This window comes from Nannocystis punicea (assembly GCF_026965555.1).
GTDB lineage: Bacteria > Myxococcota_A > Polyangia > Nannocystales > Nannocystaceae > Nannocystis > Nannocystis punicea.
In genome coordinates, this window is record NZ_CP114040.1 from 845631 (window position 1) to 866118 (window position 20488).

The window sequence follows — 20488 nt, forward strand, 5'->3', positions numbered from 1 at the left end:
CCAGGATGGACCGGCTTCGACTGGGGGCGAAGCGATGTTTCGTGTCGCTAAGGATCGCAAGCGACGGCCCGGGTGGAGCGCTCGCGGTCGCGTGGGGGCGAGGCGTTGCGTGGCATTGCAGGATGGGGAGCGATGAGGTGTGAGCGTCCGCGGGCGGCGACGGAGGGCAGGTCGCCGCTCGGGATTCGCGGTCGACGAGGAGCGTCGTCGCGGGGAGGCCGGCGATGACGCCCGAGCGCTTGCAGGAGCGCCTGGAACGCTGGCCCGAGCTGGCGATGTTGGTGGCAGACGCGAGCGTCGCGGAGGACGCGGAGGGGTTCTTCGCCCGGGCGGACGCGTTTGCGGCGCTGCTGGGTTCGCCGGGGCTGCACGAGCTGGTGCGGCGCGAGTTGACGGCGCTGGTGGCAGACCCGGCGCGCAATGTTCAGGACAGCTTCGAGGGCGTGTGGGTGATCGCGGCGGGCGAGGCCTTCGAGCTGACGCTGGTGACGGCGCCCGAGGTGGACGACGGGCGGCCGGCGATCCTCCACGGATCGCCGCGACACCGGCTCGTCGGGGCGTTCTGGCCCGAGGCGATCGAGGTCGAGCTGTTTCGTCATCCGCGGCCGCACCCGAGCGACGTGTTCGATGTCTCGCTCGTGCTCGAGCCGTTCGGGGCGCGGACGTTGCGGCGCGGCGAGGTCCTGCGCCAGCGCGCGTGGTTCGACGTCGTCGAGCTCGCGCCGGCGTCGGCGCCGGCGTACGCGCTGGTGTTCGCGTCGGCGCCGGTCGATCGGCTGCGCTGGACGTACGAGCGCGCGAGCTTGCGGCCGCATCGGCCCACGCCGGCGAGCCTGGCCGCCAGTCACCTCGAGTACGCGATCGGCACTCTGGTCCACCTCGAGCCTCCGGACGCGGCGGAGGCGATCGCGGGGCTGGCGACGCATCCGGCGCATCACGTCCGCTGGAGCGCGATCCGGGCGGTGTCAGGGCTCGACCGCGAGCGCGGGCTGGTGCTGCTTCGAGGAGCGCTCGCCGATCCGCACCCGCACGTGCGCAACGCGGCGCGGCGCGGGCTGGCGGGCCTCGACGAAGGGGAGGCGTGAGCGTGCCGATTTTGTTGGCGACCGCCGCGGACCGGACGATCTCGCTGGCGGAGTACGTCGAGCACGTGCGCCGCGAGGTCGATGTGCGCGACCTCGACAGCGCGGCCGCGTCGGCGCCGATGCTGGCGGCGCTGGCCAACGACCGCGGCTTTCTCGGGGCGCTGCTCGGCCGAGAATTGCGCGACCCGGCGCGCTTCCAGGCCGACAACGACTACATCTCGCCGAGCTTCATCCTGGCCCGCGGCCGCGGCTGGTTCGTGCGCGCCAACGTGTGGACGCCGCGGGTGGACGACGAGCCGGAGCTGCAGGACCGGGTCAACTTCTACGCGCTGGGCCACGACCACAACTTCTCGTTCCTGACCGTCGGCTACCGGGGCCCCGGCTACGAGACGGCGCTCTACGAGGTCGAGCCGGGCAGCTTCGCGGAGGAGGTCGGCGCGCCGGTGGAGCTGCGGTTCATCGGCCGGACGACGCTCGCGCCGGGGCAGGTGATGCTGTACCGGGCCTCGCGCGACGTGCACGAGCAGGCGCCGCCGCCCGAGCTGTCGATCTCCCTCAACCTGATGCTGGTGCCGCCCGAGGCGAGCCTCGTCAGCCAGCACTACTTCGACCTGCAGGCCGGCCGCGTCGCCGCGATCGCCGGGCTGGCCACGCGCGGCCGGATGGCCCTGTGCCGGCTGGCGGGGCTCCTCGGCGACCCGAGCCTGGCCGGGCCGCTGGCGCAGCTGGCCGCGCAGCACCCGACGCCGGTGGTGCGGCGCGCGGCGGCCTCGGCCCTGGCGCAGCTCGAGGGCGGCGGGGCGGGGCAGGACGTCGAGGCGCCCGGCGCGTGAGGTCGGGCGGTGCTCATGATTGATGTCTTAGAGGACATGTCTGAATCGACATGCTCGAAGCGGCATGCTCTTGAGGGCATGTCCTGAAGGACGCATGAGGCGAGCCCGCGCTCGCGGCGGGACGTCGACGCATTCGCTGTCGAGTTGGGGCGAGCGAGGTCCTGGCTGAGCTCGGGCTCGGGCTCGAAAGGGCTCCTCGACAGAGTCGGGGCTCGCGGCGGATGTCGGCGCTCGCGGCCTCCAGCCTCGCGGCCGAGGCTGACGCTGTCGAAGTTGTGGCGGGCGATGTCTTGGGCGAGCTCGGGTCGGCCTGGAAGGGACTCGTCCGCTGAGCTCGAGCTCGTGGCGGGATCTTGGTGCGGGTCGCCTCCAGCGGCTCGCGGTCGGCCCTGACGCTGTCGAAGTTGCGGCGGGCGATGTCATCGACAGAGTCCGGGCTCGCGGCGAGATGTCGGTGCTCGCGGCCTCCAGCCTCGCGGCCGAGGCTGACGCTGAAGTTGTGGCGGACGATGTCTTGGGCGAGTTCGGGTCGGCCTGGAAGGGGCTCGTCCGCTGAGCTCGAGCTCGTGGCGGGATCTTGGTGCGGGTCGCCTCGAGCCGCTCGCGGTCGGCCCTGACGCTGTCGAAGTTGCGGCGGGCGATGTCCTCGACAGAGTCGGGGCTCGCGGCGGATGTCGGGGTTCGCGGCCTCGACCTCGCGGCCACGGCTGAAGTCGTGGCGGGCGATGTATTTTTTTAATCAGTCGAGCTCGAGCTCGCGGCGGCGGGCGAGGATGTCGGCGATGGTCGCCTCGAGCTGGTCGCGGCCGGCGCCGCTGCCGACGCTGTCGAAGTTGTGGCGGGCGATGTCCTGGCTGAGCTCGGGGTCGGCCTTGATCGCGCGCTCGGCGAGGATCAGGAACTCGGGGCCGAGGCGGGCCATCTCCTCGCGGAAGCGGGCCTCGGCGGCGGTCTGGGCCTGGCGGCGGATCTGGTCGAGGAGATCGGCGCGGATGCACTGGATCACCGGATCGGGGGTGCGCCGCAGCAGCGGGACCAGCGAGTCGGGGGTCAGCGGGCGGCGGGCGTCGACGCGGGTGTAGGCCGGGTGGAACGCGACCATGTAAAAGCGCGCGGGGGCGCGCGGCAGGCCGGCGTAGACGTCGCGGACCTCGCGGACGAACTCTTCAAAGTGCTCGGTGTCGGCGAAGGCGCGCTCGCTCGCGGTCGGAGCCGGCGGGGTGCCGGGCAGGGCGCCGCGCGTGATGAAGGTGAGCAGCACGACCTCCGCGTCGGGATGCGCGGTCACGAGGTCGGCGAGCCGGCGCGCGGCCTCGTGCGGGCTCGGCGGGTTCAAGAAGGTGGGCCGGTGCAGGCGCCCGAGCTCGCGGCACTTGCGAGCGAAGGGGCACAGGCTGAGCTCCTCGACGACCTCGACCACGTAGCGCGCGTGGAGGGCGTCGAGCTGGGGCCGGGGCGGCCACGGGCCGGGTTTCTCCATCGCCGGCGAGAGTGTATCCTGACCCCGCGCATGTCAGGCACACGCTCTGCGATCGCCTCGACCCTCGGGTGCCTCACGCTGGCGGCCACGCTCGGGTGTGCGCGCAACGTGATCCGCGTCGACACCGAGCCGGCCGGCGCCGAGGTCACGGTCAACGGCGAGACCAGCCGCGACCAGCGCTGGTCGGTGTCGGACGACGACCCGACGGCGCTGCGGGCGAAGTGGCCCGACGGGCGAGAGGTCGCCGCGCAGGTCTACGTCGACCGCGACGCGAAGATCACCCTGCGCCGCGACGGCGAGCCCGGCCAGGTGGTCGGGGCCCGCGTGGTCGGCATGGCGCCGAGCCCCCCGCCGGGCCCGGCGCCGACCGATCCGGGGGCCGCGCCGAACCCCGAGCTGGGCGGGCCCCTGCCGCCGCCGCCGTCGACGATCACGCCCGGCCCCGGCGACCCGATGGCCAAGGCCCGCAAGCTCTACGACGAGGGCCAGAAGGCCTACGAGCTGACCGACTTCGACGTGGCGATCCAGAAGTTCCGCGCGGCCTACGAGCTGATCCGCAGCAGCAACGACCCGGCCGCGCCGGAGGTGCTCGGGGCGGTGATCTTCAACCTCGCGGTGGTCTATGAGCGCAGCTACGAGGTCACGCCCGACCCGGAGCGGCTGCGGCGCGCGCGGGTGATGTATCGCCAGTACGACGAGCAGATGGCCTCGATCCAGGCCAATTGGGCCAAGTCGTCCGAGCACGCCGACGTGCTGGCCCGGATCCGTGCCCTCGAGGCCCGCCTCGCGCCGCAGCCGCAGCCGCAGAAGTAAGCGGCCGCTGGGCGCGGCGCTCGCCAGGGACCGGCGTCGTCGGCTTCGCGCAGGGGCGGCGAATCAGCGGTCCCGCTGGTGCTTGCGCGGCGCGAGGTGCGGTAAGGAGACCGGCGTCGTCGGCTTCGCGCAGCGGCGGGGCGAATCAGCGGTCCGACTGGCGCTTGCGTGGGAGGTGAGGGACCGGCGTCGTCGGCTTCGCCAGCTCCAGGCGACGAATCGGCGGCTCGACTGGCGCTTGCGTGGGAGGTGAGGGACCGGCGTCGTCGGCTCGCCAGCTCCAGGCGACGAATCGGCGGCTCGACTGGCCCCTGCGTGGGAGGTGAGGGACCGGCGTCGTCGGCTTCGCCAGCTCCAGGCGGCGAATCAGCGGTCCGACTGGTGCTTGCGTGGGAGGTGAGGGACCGGCGTCGTCGGCTTTGCCAGCTCCAGGCGGCGAATCAGCGGTCCGGCTGGCTCTCGCCCCGGACAGGCGTCGTTCACTTCGCGCGGCTGCGGGCGACGAATCAGCGGTCCGGCTGGCCTCGCCCGTTCGCTTCGCGTGGCTGCGTGCCCGCGAATCAGCGGTCCGTCCGGCCTCGCCTGGCGCTGAGGAGAGGGCGAGGGCCAGCGTCGGTCGCTTCGCGCAGCTGCGGGCCGCGAATCAGCGGTCCGTCCGCGCGAGCTGTCGGCGGAGAAAGTCGCGGCGAGGTCGACGGTGAATGCACGTTCGCAGCCCGCGGCCGCGGCGTGGTGCATGCGGCTGCGCAGTGGTTTGCGGGCCACGAACCGGCCCCTCACACGGCGTGCGCGTGAGTCGGCGTGGGCGCTGCGGGCGGCGGGCGGGGAAGGCCGGGTGATTGGTGGCGAGGCTGTGTGGGCGGGCCGCGCTCCGGCCGCCGGGCCCCGGATTCGCTCTTGTCGCGCGGGCTTGTCGGGCCCTATCGTGGCCCCGATGTTCAAGAACCACCCGCGCGGTCTGCCGGTCCTGTTCTTCACCGAGATGTGGGAGCGCTTCGGCTTTTACCTCATGCTCGGGATCTTCACCCTGTACATGAAGGCGGGTGCGGACGCGGCGATGCCGGCGAAGTCGGGGCTGGGGCTGGCGCCGCAACAGGCCAGCGACATCTATGGCACCTACATCGCGCTGGTGTACCTGACGCCGTTCATCGGCGGTTTGCTGGCGGACCGGGTCCTCGGCTATCGCCGCGCCATCGTGATCGGCGGCGTGCTGATGGGCCTCGGCTATTCGGGCCTGGCCATCCCCGGCTACGGCCCGTGGTTCTTCCTGTCGCTGCTGCTGATCATCATCGGCAACGGCTTCTTCAAGCCGAACATCTCGACCCTGGTCGGCAACCTGTACAACAACGAGCAGTACAAGGACTACAAGGACGCCGGCTTCAACATCTTCTACATGGGCATCAACATCGGTGCCTTCGTCTGCAACTTCGTCGCCGCGTACCTGCGTAACACCTACGGCTGGGGCTACGCCTTCCTGGCGGCCGGCATCGGCATGTTCTTCGGCGTGGCCTGGTTCCTCACCGGCATGAAGCACACGGCCGAGGCCGACGTGCTCAAGCCGACCAAGCCGGGCGACCAGCCGGTCGGGCAGATCCTCGCGGCGGTGTTCGGGCCGGCGGCGGTGTTCGCCGCGCTCGGCTGGTTCGTCCCACCGCTGCTCGGCGGCGAGGGCTGGACGGTGTTCGGCTCGAAGTCCAACGACGCGTTCCTGTTCGCCTGCGTGCCGGTGACGTGGTTCTACTACCGGCTGTGGAAGGGCTCCGACGGCGAGGACCAGGAGCGGATCGGCGCCCTGCTGCCGCTGTTCGCCGCGGTCATCGCGTTCTGGGCGATCTTCCACCAGAACGGCGACGCCCTGACCACCTGGGCCGACCGCTACACGCGGCGCGAGATCCCCGAGGCCGCTGCCCCGCTGCTCGAGGGCGTCGGCGGCGTCCAGCGCGTCGACACCGGCCTGCGCGAGATCACCATCACCGACGACCACGGCAACCCCGTCCTGGGGCCCGACGGCAAGCCGGCCAAGGAGCTCGGCCCCGACCCGTACTTCAACAACGTGCCGAAGAGCGAGTGGCCGCCGCCGCCGGCCCCGGCCTGCAAGGCCGAGGTGCTGTCGCCCGAGACCGAGGCCAGCTGCAAGGCGGCCCAGACCAAGCTGGTGTCGACCGAGCTGTTCCAGTCGGTCAACGCGTTCTTCGTCGTGTTCCTGACCCCGTTCGTGGTCGGCTTCTTCGCCTTGATGCGGCGCAAGAACAAGGAGCCGTCGACGCCGGCGAAGATCTCGATCGGCCTGGCGATCACCGCGCTGTCGACCCTGGTGATGGTCGCCGCCACCTTCGTCACCCACAACGGCGCCGACAAGGGCTCGGCCCTGTGGCTCATCGGCACCTACGGCGTGATCACCGTCGGCGAGCTGTGCCTGTCGCCGATGGGCCTGTCGCTGGTGTCGAAGCTCAGCCCGGCCCGCCTCACCGCGCTGATGATGGGCGGCTGGTTCCTGTCGACCTCGATCGGCAACAAGCTGTCCGGCATCCTCTCGGGCCTGTTCACCATGTTCGAGCACAAGTCGGCGGTGTTCCTGATCAACTTCGGCGGCGCCCTGGTCGCGTCGCTGCTGATCGTGCTGATGCTCCCGCGCCTGCGCCGGGTCATGAACAAGTACCTGAAATGACGCGCCCGCCGCCCGACGCGGCCGCGATCGCCCGCGCGCTGGGGAGCTTCCCCGAGCTCGCGGGCGGCGCGGCCAGCCCGCTCACCGGCGGGCTCATCAACGCGACCTTCGCCGTCCGGGCGCCCGCCGGCGAATTCGTGCTGCAGCGCCTGCACCCGATCTTCGCCCCGGAGATCCACGACAACATCGCCGCGGTGACGGAGCACCTGCGCGGCCGCGGCGAGACCAGCCCGCGCCTGGTGACGACCACGACCGGCGGCCGCTGGGCGGACCTCGGCGACCTTGGGATCTGGCGCGCCATGACGCGCGTGCCGGGGGTGAGCTTCGAGGCGGTGGCGAGCCCGGCCCAGGCGCGCTCGGCGGGGGCGCTGGTCGGCCGCTTCCACGCGACGCTGGCCGACCTCGACCACCCGTTCACGGTCCGCCGCACGCTCCACGACACGCCGGCCCACCTGCGCACTCTGGCCGAGGCGGTCGCGGACCACCGCGAGCACCGCCTGTTCGCCGAGGTGGCGCCGCTGGCCGCGGCGGTGTTCGCCGCGGTCGAGACGCTGCCGCCGCTGGCGCCGGCGCCGCTGCGGGTCGGTCACGGCGACCTGAAGTTCAATAATTTGCTGTTCGATGAGACAGGTCCCGAAGGACAGGGCGCCGCGCGCTGCCTGATCGACCTCGACTCGGTGGCCCCGATGCCGCTGCATCACGAGCTCGGCGACGCCTGGCGCTCGTGGTGCAACCCCGCCGGCGAGGAGCGGGGAGCGCCGAGCTTCGACGCGGAGATCTTCGCGGCGGCGCTGGACGGCTGGCTGGGGGCGCTGAGCTTCCCGCTCGAGGCGGTGGAGCGCCGCAACCTGGTCCACGGGGTCGAGTGGATCGCGCTCGAGCTGACCGCCCGCTTCGCCGCCGACGCGCTCAACGAGCGCTACTTCGGCTGGGACCCGCAGCGCTTCCCGGCCGCGGGCGAACACCACCTGCACCGCGCGAAGGGCCAGTGGGCGCTGCACCAGGCGACCCTGGCCTCCCGTGAGCTGCGCGCGGAACTGCTGCTGCGCTGAGCGGCGGATCGACAGGCGGCGCCGGCTCGGCGATCCTCCTCCGGTGAGCCTGCAGTCACGCGGCAGCCGCAAGTTCCGCGTCGGCGACGAGGTCTATGCGTGGACGATCCGCCCGCGCCCGACCGACGCCCAGGCCGCCGGCCTCACGCGGATGACCCTCGCGATCCAGCGGATCGAGCCGCTCTCGCCGGCGGTGCTGGTCGTCGACCTCCGGGTGACGCGCTGCGACAACGACGTCCGGCCGCACTCCACCGGCGTCCATCCCGCGATGGTGCGCGAGATGCTGGCGCGGGCGCTGGCCGAAGGCTGGCGCCCGGAGTCCGGCCGCGGCCATCGCCTGGAATTCGGGCTGATCCGCGACCGGCCGTGATCCGGGGGAGGCTGAAGTCGACCACTCGCGAGCTGCCCGCGGAACTGCTCCTGCGCCGAGGTGACCGGCGCGCAGCGCGAAGGCGCCGTCTACGGGGCCAGCGCTTCGTGGTGACCTGCCACCTGGGCAGCGAGCAGTCGAGCCGGCGTCGGGCGACGACGAGGCCGCCGTGTGGGACCCGGCGGCCTGGACGTGGCGCGGCGAGAGCCGCTAGAACGCGAAGGTGTGGAGGCGCGAGCCGCCTTGCTGGCTCTCGTTGAAGCGGCTGGTCTCGACGAAGTTCTCGACGCAGTTGCCGAGGGGGGTGCCCTTGAACTTGTCCTGCGCGGCGGCCTTGGTGTTGCCGTGGACGTCGACGGTGATCTTGACGTTGACGCGGGCACCGGCGGCGCCGGGGCTGCTCGAGCAGGCCTTGACGACGCGCGGCTCCATCGCGGTGAAGTAGGACTTCAGGCGGATCGGTTCGATGCGCAGCGGCAGGTCGCTGTCGGGCGCCTTGGGCTTGGGCTTGGCCTTGGGCTCGGCCTTGGGCTCGACCTTTGTCGGCACGGGCGGCGGGGGCTCGGTCTTGGCGGGCGGCGGGGGCTCGACCTTTGTCGGCACGGGCGGCGGGGGCTCCTCGACCTTGGCGGGCGGGGGCTCCGGGGTCACGGCGGTCGGCTGCGGGATGGCCTCGGGGACAGGTTGAGGCGGGATGGCCTCGGGGACAGGTTGAGGCGGGATGGCCTCGGGGACAGGTTGAGGCGCCGCACCGGAGGCGCCGACGACGATCGGCTCGGGCTCTTCGTCGGCCTGCTTGCGGGTGTCCCGGGTCGGCTTGCGCGGGCGCGGGGCTTCCTTCTCCTTGGTCCGGCGCGGGGCCTCGGCGACCGCGTCGTCCTTGCGCGGCGGCGGGTTCTGGCGCCGCGACGCGAGGATGACGAGGAACAGCAGGGCGGCGCCGAGGATGACGGCGATGCTGACGTTGCGGACGAAGTTGGTCGCCGGCACTGCGGCCGTCGGCGGGGCGACGACGATGACCGGCAGGGGCGCGGTCTTCGGCCGCGGCAGCACCGGCTCGGGCGCGCGGATCGGCGGGGCCAGGTGCGCGAGGATCATGCTCGGCTCGGGCCGCGACGACGAGGAGGTGGTCACGCCCGGCGCGGCGTTCTTGACCACTGCGGGGATCGGGATGGCGCGCGGCTCGGACGGCGCGGAGACGCGGGGCTGCGGGACGGGGGTGCTGCGGACCGGCCGCGCGGGGGGCGGCGGCGGGGCGTCGAGCACGGCGGCGGCCAGCTCCGGGTTGCGCAGGCGCAGGTCGCTGGTGAAGGTCGCCAGCGGCGGCGGCTCGGCCTGGGCCGGCGGCTCGGCGTTGCGCGCGGCCTCCTCGTCCCAGAAGGTCGGGTCGAGCGCGAGGATCGCGGTGGCCCGGCGCAGCTCGCCCTCGCGGGCGCGGGCGGCCAGCACGGCCTCGTGCAGCTCGCGGACCGTGCCGTAGCGCTTCGACGGGTCCTTGGCCAGCGCGCTCAGGACCACCTCCTCGAACGGCTCGGCGATCTCCTGCTGCGGGACGACCAGCCGCGGCGCGTTCGGCTCGTCGTACATCTGCTTCTTGATGATCGAGAGGAAGCTGTCGCCGCGGAACGGGGTCCGGCCGGTGAGCAGCTCGTACATCATCACGCCGAGCGCGTAGACCGAGGTGCTCTCGCCGGGGAAGCCGCCGCTGGCCAGCTCGGGGGCCATGTACTCGGCGTGCCCGGGCGGGGTGCCCTTGGACTCGACGAGGTTGCCGTCGAGCGAGCGGTAGATGCTGGCGACCGGGGCGATGCCGACGCCGAGCAGCTTGATCGGCTGGCGCCGCCGCGCCTCGTCGTCGTGGGTGTGCAGGCGGATGACGCTGCCGAGGTTGAGGTCGGTGGCGACGATGCCCCGCTCGGCGGCGACGATCAGGGCCTCGCAGATCTGGGTGACGAGGATCGCCACTTGCTGCCACGGCAGCGGCCCCTCGGACCGCAGCACGGCGCTCAGCGAGTCGCCGTCGACCTGCTCCATCACGTAGTAGGTGAGGTGGTCGGTCGTGGTGCCGGCGTCGATCACCTCGACCAGCGACTCGTGGCGCAGCTTGATCAGCTGCTGGGCCTCGTAGAGGAATTGACGGGCGCGGCGGCCGGCCGGCGAGTGGGTCGGGCCGAGCAGGCGGATCGCCACGTGTCGGCCGCTCTGCTCGTCGACGGCGGCGTAGACGCGGGTGGTGATGCCGTGGGTCAGCGGCTTGATGAGGCGCCAGCGCTCGAGGTCGCGGCCGATCAGCTCGTCGGGGTCGCTCCACAGGTCGAGCGGGAACGGCTCGCCGAGCGGCTCGCTGGGCGCCGGCGCCAGCTTGACCGGCGGCCCCATCATGCTGTCGCCGGCGTCGTCCACGTCGTCGTCGTCGTCGTCGTCGAGGTCGCTGACGCGGATCGGGGTGCCGGGGCGCGGCCTGTCCTGAGAGACAGCCAGGGCGGACAGCGGCTGGTCGACGTCGGCCTCGTCGGGCGGCGGGGCCGGCTCGTCGTCGTCGAGGTTCGACGCCACGTCGACGCGGGTGAACGCGACCCCGCTCTGGGCCGAGCCGGTGGCGATCAGCGGCGGCAAGGTCTCGCTGTCGGACAGCGCGGCGGCCATCGGCGGCGGCGGCAGCGGCTCGTCGTCGATCGGGTGCAGCGTGACCTCGAGCGCCGGCGCCAGGCCGGAGCGGTCGAGCGCGGCGCCCACGGCCGCCGAGTCGACCCGGCGCTTCATCGTCGGCGCGTCTTGCTCGACCGGCGGCGCGGCGGTCGGCCGCGGCTTGGCGGCCGGGAACGCCCGCGACGGCTCGTTGAGGTCGCCGAAGTCGTCCTCCTCGCGCGAGGCCCGGCGCTGGGCCGCGACCATGTCCGCGAGCGGGTGCCGCCGCTGCGGCTCGTCGAAGTCGTCGTCCGAGTCACGACTGGCCTTCGAGACAGGTGCTTTGGGCCAGCTGGCGCTCGCCGGCCGCTGCACGGGGATGGCGGTGGTGGGCGCGTCGTCGTCGTCGTCGGCCCACGGCGGGGCGGGCTCGTCGTCGGCGGGGGTCAAGGCGGCGCCGAGCTCGGCGTCGTCGTCGTCGACGACGTCGCGGAAGGGGAAGCGGCTGGCCTGGCTGCGGACGACCTGCGAGAGGCCGGGCGGGAGCGCGATCTCGCCGTCGTCGAGGAACGCGCCGCGGCGTTCCCGCAGGGGCGAGGGCGGCGAGCGCTGGGGGTCCTGGTTCAGGCCGGAGTCGGCGAAATCGTCGTCTTCGACGGGCGCCTCGTCGACGAGGTCGGCGGCCAGCTCGGGGAAGCTCTCCGCCGGCCCTTGCGGACCGGGCAGCGGGGGCTCGTCGTCGTCGTCGGTGAACTGAAACGTCGCCGGTCGGCCCGGAGGCGGAGGCTTATGACCTCCGTTCCGCGGGGGCGGAGGAGGACCGGAACCGTTGCGCTTATTGTCCACGGGGGCGCTCAAGGGTCGCACATCGCGCGGCGGCTGGTCAAACTACGCGCCTTCCCGCGGGGCCGCTGCCGCGATTGGCGGCGATTACTTCGAGGTGTCGCGCTTCGCACTCTTGCCCTGCGCAGGCGCCGTGGTCGGCGCGGGCGCCGGCGCCTGCCCGGCCTCGGCGCGCACCTGCGCGATCCGCCGCTCCAGGGCGGGCAGCGCGTCGGGTTCGGTGGTGCGGATCGAGTCGCGGTAGCGTTCCAGGATCGTGAGCGCTTCCGCACTCCGGCCCGGGACCTGCGACAACAGCTCGCCGGCGTCGTGCAGGTACTTCAACTCGCCGGGCGCCAGCTCGAAGGCCCGCTGCAGCGCCTCGGCCGCGTCGGCCTCCCGCCGCGGCAAGCCCTGCAGCACCTCGGCCAGCGCCACCCAGTCGGGGGCGGTCGGTTCGGGCAGGCGAGCGATGCGCCGCTGCAGCGCGACGGCCGCCTCGGGCAGCATCGGCGCGGCCCGCAGCGCCTGGGCGAGGCGGCCGTAGAAATCGGCGTCGGCGGTCGGGTCGTCGTCGGCGAGCGCCTGCTTGAGGTAGTAGTCGGTCTCGGCCTTGTGGCCGGGGGACTTGGCGAGCACCAGCGCCAGTTCGCCCTCGCAGCGGGTGCTCCTGGGGATCTTGTTGGCGCAGGGCAGGAGGACCTGGGTGACCTCGACGTCGTTGCCGGCGGCGCGGGCGGCGGCGGCGGCGGCGAGCGCCTGGTCGAGCTCGGCCTGCGGGAGCTGCGGTTCGGAGCGCGGGGGCGGCGGGTCGCGATCGGCGCGGCGGAACGGGTTGTGCGCGTCGCGGGGGACCGGCTGCTGCTCCGAGGGGTGCGCCGACGCCTCGACCTTGGTCGGCGGCGGCGGGGTCGGCGTGCCGCCGCAAGCGGCGAGCAGGGCGGCGACGAGGACGGCAGGGCGGAGCATGCGGCGGAGTATACTGCGCCGGTGTCAGCCACCGAACCCGGCTCGTCGACCGAACTCTCGCGCCCGCTCACGGCCGTGTACCCCGGCTCGTTCGACCCGATCACCAGCGGACACGTCGAGATCGTCGAGCGCGCGCTGCGGCTGTTCGACCAGGTCATCGTCGCCGTCGGGCGCCACCCGACCAAGACCGGCTATTTCAGCGTCGACGAGCGGGTGGCCCTCATCGCCGAGTGTATCGCCCACCTGCCGCGCGCCCGCGCCGCCAAGTTCGACGGCCTGATGATCGACTTCTGTATGCAGCAGGGGGCCCGCGTGATCGTCCGCGGCCTGCGCGCCCACGGCGACTTCGAGCCCGAGTTCCAGATCGCCTCCGCCAACCGCGACCTCCAGCCGGCCGTCGAGACCGTGTTCCTCATCCCCGGCCCGGCCCACCAGTTCGTCTCGAGCTCGCTGGTCCGCGAGATCGCCGGCCACGGCGGGGACTTCGCCCGCTACGTCCCCGGCCCGGTGGCCGCGGCCATGCGCGAGCGGATGGGGGATGAATGAGAGGACATGTCTGAAGATGACTGACTCGAACGACATGTCCGAAGAGGCAGGTCCAAAGGGACAGCTGGCGCGCGCGGACCGGCCGTGGCGCGGCGACGAGCACGCGCTGCAGCTGGCGGCCGCGCGCGAGGCCGGGCTGCCGGCGGGGCAGACCGCGATCGACCTCTACACCGAGGGGTTCCGCCGCGGCCTGCAGGAGCGCGACCCGGGCGACGGGGCGATCGTGCTGCGCGGGCGCACGGTGCTGCGGGCCGAGGAGATGATGCGCAGCCTCAAGCCGATGCTGCGGTTCCTGCGGATCGGGCCCGACGCGATCGGCCTGCGCGTGGTCGAGGGCGAGTTCGAACTGCGCGTGGCCGGGCAGGCCGCGGACGCCAGCGAGCCGGTGCAGGGCGCGGTCCGCATGGTCCTGTTGATCTGGGTGGCGAGCGGGCTCATCGGCCTCGCGCTGCTCCAGGGCGGCTCGCAGATGGCGGCGCTGTTGGTCTGGGGCGTGGGCCTCCTGGTCGGGGCCTCGGCGCTGCGGCGCGGGCAGGTCAGCGGGCGCACCATGCTCGCGGCCCGCCTCGCGGTGGGGCTCGGGATCCTCGCCCATGAAGAGCAGCTCATCTTGCCGCCGGCCGATCGGGGAGGCGCGTGACCGTCGTCTCACCGTCGCCGGGGTTGTGCGCCGGCTGCGTGTCGGGGCGGCGCATCGACTCGGCCAAGGGGTCGACGTTCTGGCGCTGCGCCGAGCACGACCGCGATCCGAGCTGGCCGAAGTATCCGCGCCTGCCGGTGCTGCGCTGCAGTCGTTTCGTCGCCGGGGAGGTTCCCGCGGGCCCGGCGCAGGGGTAGATTGTCGGTGATGCGCTCTGTCCGTCCCTGCATCCTCGGGCTGCCGCCGGTGCTGGCGGCGCTGCTCACGCCGGCGCTCGCGCGGGCGGGCAACGGGATCCACGAGCGCACCCCGGTGAAGTGGCCGGACGACACCACGTGCATGACGGTGATCGATCGCAGCCAGGGCGCGGTCGTCCACTTCGACTACGAGATCCCGGCGGAGGACACGATGATCACCGCCGACGAGGTGTCCGACAGCCGGCGGCACCAGTTCGTCGCCTTCTGCCGCAATCACACGCCGCAGGAGCCGCTGCCGGTGTGGCTGTCGTGGAAGGACGTCGAGATCGCCGACGCCGCGGGGATCTCCGACAAGGCCGACGCGACCGACCAGGACGTGCTCGAGACGCACTCCATCTACAAGGACTGCTTCTCCCGCGTCACCGGGGACGACGAGCGGCGGCCGATCACCTTCGCCGAGGCGGCCAAGGGCTTCGACTGGGACACCACGGCGCTGGCGGCCGGGCCCTACATCCTGCAGGGCTACACCTGGGAGCCGGCCTTCAACATTTGGAGCAAGAGGCCCGGAGTGATCCACGTGGTCGACGGGCCCGATTTGTCCGCGGTCGCGCCGGCGGCGGCGCTGATGAACACCGAGGACTTCCTGTTCGGCGAGGACACTCTGGTGCTGCACGGCTGCGTGCGGGCGATGCCGGGCTCGACGATGAGCGGCTACTGGGCGGTGACCGGCGCCGACACGCTCGACTGGAAGCCGTTCGCCGAGGGCGTGCCGATCGACGGCGAGGCGCTCGAGCTGCCGTTCAAGCCGCCGCCCGAGGCGCTGGTGGAGACGGTGGCGCTGCGGGTCGACGTGACCGACCCGATGCAGCGGACCTTCTCGGCCTTTCCGCAGGCGCTGGTGGTCGTGCTGCCGGGCAGCGGCGACACCACCACCACCGGCAGCGACTGCAGCGACACCAACGCCTTCATCGGCAACGAGAGCTGCGGCGAGGCCAGCAGCAGCGGCGGCGACGTCACCGGCGTCGCCAGCAGCACCGGCGAGGCGCCGACCGGGACGACCTCGCCGGACGCGACCTCGACGGGCGGGGCCACGACCTCGAGCGACGTCACCGGCGAGTCGGCGTCGACGACCTCCGAGGAGCTGCCGACGCGCGAGAGCTGCGGCTGTCACAGCGGCGGCCTGGCGGGCTCGTGGGCGTGGACCGGCCTGGTGCTGCTGGGCCTGCGCCGGCGACGACGTGGGGTTTTCGCACCCGCGCGGCGCTGAGCGGGCTCGGCTGCACGCGCGGCGCCAGTGGCGACGTCGGAGTACACTGGCTGCGTGCGAGCTCCCATTCGCGTCGCGCTCGTGATCGTCGGCCTCGCCTGGCCCGGGCTCGCGCGCGCCGGCAACGGCGGCCACCCGCGCACCCCGGTGAAGTGGCCCGACGACGTGCCGTGCATGACGGTGATCGATCGCAGCCAGTCGAGCACCCTGCAATTCGAGTACTCGATCCCCTACGAGGACACCGAGCTGACCCCCGACGAATTGCCGACCAGCCGGCGCCACCAATTCGTCGCCTTCTGCCGCGACGACAGCCCGCAGACGCCGCCGCCGGTGTGGCTGTCGTGGACCGACGCCAATGTCTGGCTCGATTGGGCGGCCGAGAAGATGATCGACGCCGAGCTGATCGAGGACGACGATGTTCTCGAGACCAACCCGCTCTACAAGGATTGCTTCGTCCGGATCACCGCCGACGACGCGCGCCGGCCGATCACCGAGGCCGAGGCGATGAAGCCGGTGGTGTGGGACACGACGGGGCTGCCCGCCGGCGCCTGGCGGATCGACGGTTATACGTGGGAGCCCGAGCTCAACCGCTGGTCGCGGCGGCCGGGCGTGGTCCACGTGGTCGACGGCCCCGACCTCGCCGCGGCCCCGCCCGCGGCGGCGCTGACCAATCCCGAGGGCGCGTTCGTGGTGGCCGGCGAATCGTACGTGCTCGAGGGCTGCGCGCGGGCGATGCCGGGCTCGACGCTCACCGGTTACTGGGCGCTGGCCGACAGTCTCGAGTGGCAGGAGTTCGCCAGCCAGCCGCTCGAGGGTGAGGCGATCTCGCTGGCATTCACGCCGCCGCTGGAGGTCGCGCCCGACTCCGTGGTGTTGCGGGTCGACGTCACCGACCCGATGCAGCGCACCTATTCGACCTACCCGGTGTCGCTGTTGTCGGTGCTCGCGCCGAGCGACCCCTCGACCGGTGGTTGTAGCGACAGCGGGTCGTTCCTCGCCCAGGGCGGCGAGGAGACCTGCGGGGACAGCGGGAGCACCACGGGGACCAGCGGGGACGGCCCGACGACCGGTGCGGCGACCGATGCGTCGAGCTCGAGCGGCGAGGGGACGAGCGACAGCGCGACGACGTCGCCGATGACTGGATCCGACCCGAGCGGGTGCGGCTGCCGCAGTGATCGCTCGGGATCGGCGGCGTTATGGCTGCTGCTGCCGGTCCTCGGGCTCCGAAGGCGCCCGCGGGCGGCGCGCGGGGGCGTGATATCGTTCGACCGATGAGGTCGGTCGCGCGACGAGGTGGGTCGTGATCGCAGCGACGGCGCTCGCGGTCGTGGTGGCGACGAGCGAGCTCCATCCGCGCACGCCGGTGACCTGGCCCGAAGACACGCCGTGCATGACGGTGGTCGATCGCAGCAAGGGCAGCGTGCTGCACTTGAGTTACTCGATCCCCTTCGAGGATACGATGGTGTCGCCCCCGCCGGCCGAGGTCGCGGACAGCCGGCGGCACCAGTTCGTCGCGTTCTGCCGCGGCCACAGCGCGCAGCGGCCGCTGCCGAACTGGCTGTCGTGGACCGACGTGGCGGCGGCGCAGCTCCTCGCAGAGCCGCCCGAGGACGTCGGCGACGCCGAGGTGCTCGAGACGAGCGGCGAATGGGCGCCGTGCTTTCATCGCATCACGGCCGACGACGCGCGGCGGCCGATCACGTTCGCCGCGGCGGCCGAGGGCGTCGATTGGGACACCTCGCTGGTGCCGCCCGGGCCCTACGTGATCGAGGGCTACACCTGGGAGCCGGTGTTCAATCGCTGGAGCTCGCGGCCGGGCGTGGTCCACGTGGTCGATGGGCCAGGTCTCGAAGTGACGCCGGCGGCGGCGGTGATGACCCGCCAGGATTACGTTTTCGCCGGCGAGCCGCTGCTGCTCGAGGGCTGCGCGCGGGCGATGCCCGGCTCGCAGCTCCGGGTCTGGTGGTCGATCGCGGACGACATGGAGCTCGACTGGCAGCCCGACGCCGCCGGGTCGCCGCTGATCGGTGAGACGTTCGCGGTCTCGTTCACGCCGCCGCCCGAGACGTTCGGGCAGATGTTGGCGCTGCGCGTCGATGTCACCGACCCGGCGCAGCGGACATTCTCGGCGCACCCGCTGCAACTGGTGGCCGCGTTGCCGCCGCCGTGCGAGCGGGGGTTCCTCGGCGACTGCGGCGAGGATGACTCCGGCACCACGACGGACGCGGAGACGGGCGCGGGCGAGGTCACGAGCGGCCCGGCCGAGCCGGAGCAATCGAGCACCGACGGCCCGCAGTCCGGTTCATCGTCGACGTCGGGGGCTTCGACCGACGGGTCGCCGATGGAGGATTCGGGACTCGGCGCGCGGGGGTGCTCGTGCGAGTTCGACGCCGCGCCGGCCCCGACGACGCTCGGCCTGCTCGCAGTGGTGGGTTTGAGCCGTCGGCGCCGCCGCTCGTGATATCGTCGAGGCGATGGCGAGTCGGCTGGTCGTCGGTGGGATCGCGGCGATCGGGTGCCTGGGCGCCGCCGCGACGGCGCGGGCGGACGGCGGCATCTGGCCGCGCACTCCCGCCCTGTGGCCGGACGACACGCCGTGCATGACGGTGGTCGATCGCAGCCAGAGCGCGGTGTTGCAATTCACCTACCGGCTCGATCACGAGGACACGTACGTCGAGCCGGAGGAGCTGCCAGGCAGCCGCCGCCACCAATTCGTCGGCCTCTGCCGCGTCGATCCGTACTGGTGGCTGCCGACGTGGATCTCCCAGGCCGACGTGGCGGCCTGGAACGCGTGGGAGGTCGGGCTCGATGAGTCGCCGATGGTGGTGGACCCCGAAGATGTCCTCGAGACCAGCAGCGAGTACGGCGATTGCTTCGCCCGGATCACCGCCGACGACGCCCGACGGCCGATCACGTTCGCCGCGGCCGACGAGGCGGTGACATGGGACACCACGGGCTTGCCGGCCGGGGGTTACGTGATCCGCGGCTACACCTGGCATCCGCCGTTCAACGCGTGGTCGCGCCCGCGAGTCGTGCACGTGGTCGACGGGCCCGATCCGGCGACGGCGCCGCCGGCGGCCGCGCTGGCGCTCACGGACGACTTCTTCTTCGCCGACGAGGGACTGACGATGACCGGCTGCGCGCGGGCCGAGCCGGGCTCGACGTTGCGCGCGTACTGGGCGGACCACCCGCAAGACGGGGTCAGCTACGAGTGGAACGGCTTCGTCGAGCAGCCGCTGGTCGGCGAGACGTTCGCCCTGACGTTCCTGCCGCCGCCGGAGGCGCTCGAGAAGACCGTGCTGTTGCGGGTCGACGTCACCGATCCGCAGCAACGCACATTCAGCGCCCACTCGGACCTCCTCGTGACGGTCCTGCCGGGACAGCAGCCGGACTGCTACAACTCGTTCCTCTCCTGCATGGACAGCGAGACCGGCGCGAGCCCGACGACCGGCGATGATTCGGGGGCGCAGCCGACGTCGACCGGCGCCGGGGACTCGGCGGGCGGGCAGACCGGCGAGCCCGCCGGCGGCTGCGGCTGCGCGACGGCCGCGAACGGCGGGGGATGGGCGCTGGCGGGGCTGCTGGCGCTGATGCGGCGCCGGCGGCTGCGAGGATTGACCGGCGGCGCTGAAAAATAAGATGTCCCGAGAGACAGCTGTACATCGCGGCGAGCTCGGACCTGCCGGCGAGCGGGCGACGAATGAGGCCGGACCGCGATCGCGGGCGCGATCGGACGTCCGTGCCACGCGGGCGTGACATTCACCGCGACCGCCAATGGATGGGGGACGCGCCGAGAGCGGGGTTCCAGGCGGTCGCGCGGCGGGCGGCGCGAGCGTCGGCCAGGGTTCGCGGGGGTCGGCGCGGGAAGCGAGGATCCACACTCGGCCGGCTGTGACGGGCCTGGGGACGCGGGGTAGACTCCGCGCGCCTCGATGTCCGCAGCGCCCCGCGAAGACGCGTCGAACCAGTCGATTCCCGAGCTCATCTGCGAGCTCTGCCGGCTGTTCTATCAGCTCGGTTGGGTCAGCGGCACCGGCGGCGGCATCTCGATCCGCGGACCCGAGGGCATTTATATGGCGCCCTCGGGGGTGCAGAAGGAGCGCTTGCGGCCGGAGGACATCTTCCTGCTGAGCGACCAGGCCACCGGCGAGCACGACTGCGAGGTCGTGCGCGGGCCGGTGACGGGGCTCAAGGTCAGCGAGTGCCGGCCGCTGTTCTTCAACGCCTATCGCCTGCGCGGCGCCGGCGCGGTGATGCACTCGCACTCGGTGTGGGCGGTGCTGGCGGCGCGGCTGTTCGCGCCGCAGGGCGGGCCGGGCGAGTTCGTGTGCCAGGGGCTCGAGATGCAGAAGGGCCTGCGCGGGTTCGGTTGCTTCGACACGCTGCGGGTGCCGATCATCGCCAACACGCCGCGCGAGTCGCAGCTGACGGCGAGCATGGCCGAGGCGATGCTGGCGTACCCCGACGTCGACGCGGTGCTGGTGGCGGGGCACGGGGTGTACGTGTGGGGCCGCGACTGGGTGCAGGCCAAGACGCAGGCCGAGAGCTACGACTATTTGTTCCGCGCGGTGGTCGAGTCGCATCGGCTCGGCCTGCCGATCGGCGCGAAGTGACGCGGAGGCGAGGGATCATGCAGCTCGGTTGGCTCGAGGACTCACTCCACGGCCCGGACGCGCCGAGCGAGGGGCCGACGCTGGCCGACCTCGCGGCCGTCGGGGTGCTCTACGAGCGCCTGCCCGACGACGATTACCAGGGCGCGCTCGACCGCCTGAAGGCGGCCCGCGGCTACGTCGCGCAGGACATGATCGAGCTGCGGCCGGACACGCCGAACCTGGACGGGCTGCTGGCCAAGTTCAAGGACGAGCACCTGCACCGCGACGACGAGGTCCGCTTCGTGCTCGAGGGCGAGGGGATCTTCGACATCCGCGGCCAGGGCGAGCGGTGGATCCGGGTCCAGGTCGAGCGCGGCGACCTGATCGTCGTCCCGGCCGACCTGTATCACCGCTTCTTTTTGACCGAGCGGCGGCAGATCCGCTGCGTGCGCCTGTTCAAGGACGCCGCGGGCTGGGTGCCGGAGTACCGCGCTTGATGACGCTGGATTCGCATTGTTCGCGAGAG

General features: G+C 72.6%; 18 protein-coding genes. 15 read left to right on the forward strand and 3 right to left on the reverse strand.

Features of this window, described 5'->3' with window-relative positions:
* Nucleotides 1-224 precede the first annotated feature (224 nt).
* Both O0S08_RS03115 and O0S08_RS03120 read left to right on the forward strand, forming a co-directional pair.
* Nucleotides 225-1085: a HEAT repeat domain-containing protein gene (locus O0S08_RS03115; protein WP_269037460.1), complete on the forward strand. Its 861-nt coding sequence runs from the start codon at nucleotides 225-227 to the stop codon at nucleotides 1083-1085.
* On the forward strand, nucleotides 1082-1918 hold the full coding sequence (locus O0S08_RS03120; protein WP_269037461.1) for a hypothetical protein: 837 nt from the start codon (nucleotides 1082-1084) through the stop codon (nucleotides 1916-1918). The genes O0S08_RS03115 and O0S08_RS03120 overlap by 4 nt, the downstream gene beginning before the upstream one ends.
* Nucleotides 1919-2657: 739 nt before the next feature.
* Here O0S08_RS03120 and O0S08_RS03125 read toward each other — a convergent pair.
* Nucleotides 2658-3398 carry a hypothetical protein gene (locus O0S08_RS03125; RefSeq protein WP_269037462.1) on the reverse strand — a complete coding sequence of 247 codons (741 nt, stop codon included), beginning with the start codon at nucleotides 3396-3398 and terminating at the stop codon, nucleotides 2658-2660.
* Between the two features lie 30 nt (nucleotides 3399-3428).
* Here O0S08_RS03125 and O0S08_RS03130 point away from each other — a divergent pair, with 30 nt between their 5' ends.
* The 4 genes from O0S08_RS03130 to O0S08_RS03145 all read left to right on the forward strand — a co-directional run bounded on the left by O0S08_RS03130 (nucleotide 3429) and on the right by O0S08_RS03145 (nucleotide 8301).
* Nucleotides 3429-4211, forward strand: a complete 783-nt coding sequence (locus tag O0S08_RS03130) for a tetratricopeptide repeat protein (protein WP_269037463.1) — start codon at nucleotides 3429-3431, stop codon at nucleotides 4209-4211.
* Between the two features lie 934 nt (nucleotides 4212-5145).
* Nucleotides 5146-6879 carry a peptide MFS transporter gene (locus O0S08_RS03135; protein ID WP_269037464.1) on the forward strand — a complete coding sequence of 578 codons (1734 nt, stop codon included), beginning with the start codon at nucleotides 5146-5148 and terminating at the stop codon, nucleotides 6877-6879.
* Nucleotides 6876-7931: a phosphotransferase enzyme family protein gene (locus tag O0S08_RS03140; protein ID WP_269037465.1), complete on the forward strand. Its 1056-nt coding sequence runs from the start codon at nucleotides 6876-6878 to the stop codon at nucleotides 7929-7931. The genes O0S08_RS03135 and O0S08_RS03140 overlap by 4 nt, the downstream gene beginning before the upstream one ends.
* Nucleotides 7932-7974: 43 nt before the next feature.
* A complete protein-coding gene (locus tag O0S08_RS03145; protein ID WP_269037466.1) occupies nucleotides 7975-8301 on the forward strand; it encodes a hypothetical protein in 327 nt (108 codons plus the stop codon).
* 210 nt (nucleotides 8302-8511) lie between these two features.
* Here the strand turns inward: O0S08_RS03145 and O0S08_RS03150 are convergent, their stop codons facing one another.
* Nucleotides 8512-11775 (reverse strand): serine/threonine-protein kinase, encoded by a 3264-nt coding sequence (locus O0S08_RS03150; RefSeq protein ID WP_269037467.1) that lies wholly within the window; start codon nucleotides 11773-11775, stop codon nucleotides 8512-8514.
* Nucleotides 11776-11859: 84 nt separating this feature from the next.
* Nucleotides 11860-12720, reverse strand: a complete 861-nt coding sequence (locus O0S08_RS03155) for a tetratricopeptide repeat protein (protein ID WP_269037468.1) — start codon at nucleotides 12718-12720, stop codon at nucleotides 11860-11862.
* A 21-nt stretch (nucleotides 12721-12741) separates the two neighbouring features.
* On the opposite strand from O0S08_RS03155, the gene coaD reads away from it, so the two are divergent.
* From coaD to O0S08_RS03200, 9 genes are all read left to right on the forward strand, one after another.
* A complete protein-coding gene (gene coaD / locus O0S08_RS03160; protein ID WP_269037469.1) occupies nucleotides 12742-13266 on the forward strand; it encodes a pantetheine-phosphate adenylyltransferase in 525 nt (174 codons plus the stop codon).
* A 16-nt stretch (nucleotides 13267-13282) separates the two neighbouring features.
* Nucleotides 13283-13906 carry a hypothetical protein gene (locus O0S08_RS03165; protein ID WP_269037470.1) on the forward strand — a complete coding sequence of 208 codons (624 nt, stop codon included), beginning with the start codon at nucleotides 13283-13285 and terminating at the stop codon, nucleotides 13904-13906.
* Nucleotides 13903-14103, forward strand: a complete 201-nt coding sequence (locus O0S08_RS03170; protein WP_269037471.1) for a hypothetical protein — start codon at nucleotides 13903-13905, stop codon at nucleotides 14101-14103. The genes O0S08_RS03165 and O0S08_RS03170 overlap by 4 nt, the downstream gene beginning before the upstream one ends.
* A gap of 10 nt (nucleotides 14104-14113) precedes the next feature.
* Entirely contained in the window at nucleotides 14114-15370 is a 1257-nt protein-coding gene (locus O0S08_RS03175) for a hypothetical protein (RefSeq protein ID WP_269037472.1), read from the forward strand.
* A gap of 54 nt (nucleotides 15371-15424) precedes the next feature.
* Nucleotides 15425-16645 carry a hypothetical protein gene (locus O0S08_RS03180; RefSeq protein WP_269037473.1) on the forward strand — a complete coding sequence of 407 codons (1221 nt, stop codon included), beginning with the start codon at nucleotides 15425-15427 and terminating at the stop codon, nucleotides 16643-16645.
* A gap of 25 nt (nucleotides 16646-16670) precedes the next feature.
* Nucleotides 16671-17831, forward strand: coding sequence for a hypothetical protein (locus O0S08_RS03185; RefSeq protein ID WP_269037474.1), 1161 nt, complete (start codon nucleotides 16671-16673; stop codon nucleotides 17829-17831).
* A 13-nt stretch (nucleotides 17832-17844) separates the two neighbouring features.
* Nucleotides 17845-19008, forward strand: a complete 1164-nt coding sequence (locus tag O0S08_RS03190) for a hypothetical protein (RefSeq protein WP_269037475.1) — start codon at nucleotides 17845-17847, stop codon at nucleotides 19006-19008.
* A 294-nt stretch (nucleotides 19009-19302) separates the two neighbouring features.
* On the forward strand, nucleotides 19303-19983 hold the full coding sequence (gene mtnB, locus O0S08_RS03195; RefSeq protein ID WP_269037476.1) for a methylthioribulose 1-phosphate dehydratase: 681 nt from the start codon (nucleotides 19303-19305) through the stop codon (nucleotides 19981-19983).
* 17 nt (nucleotides 19984-20000) lie between these two features.
* Nucleotides 20001-20459, forward strand: a complete 459-nt coding sequence (locus O0S08_RS03200; protein ID WP_269037477.1) for a 1,2-dihydroxy-3-keto-5-methylthiopentene dioxygenase — start codon at nucleotides 20001-20003, stop codon at nucleotides 20457-20459.
* Nucleotides 20460-20488 lie beyond the last annotated feature (29 nt).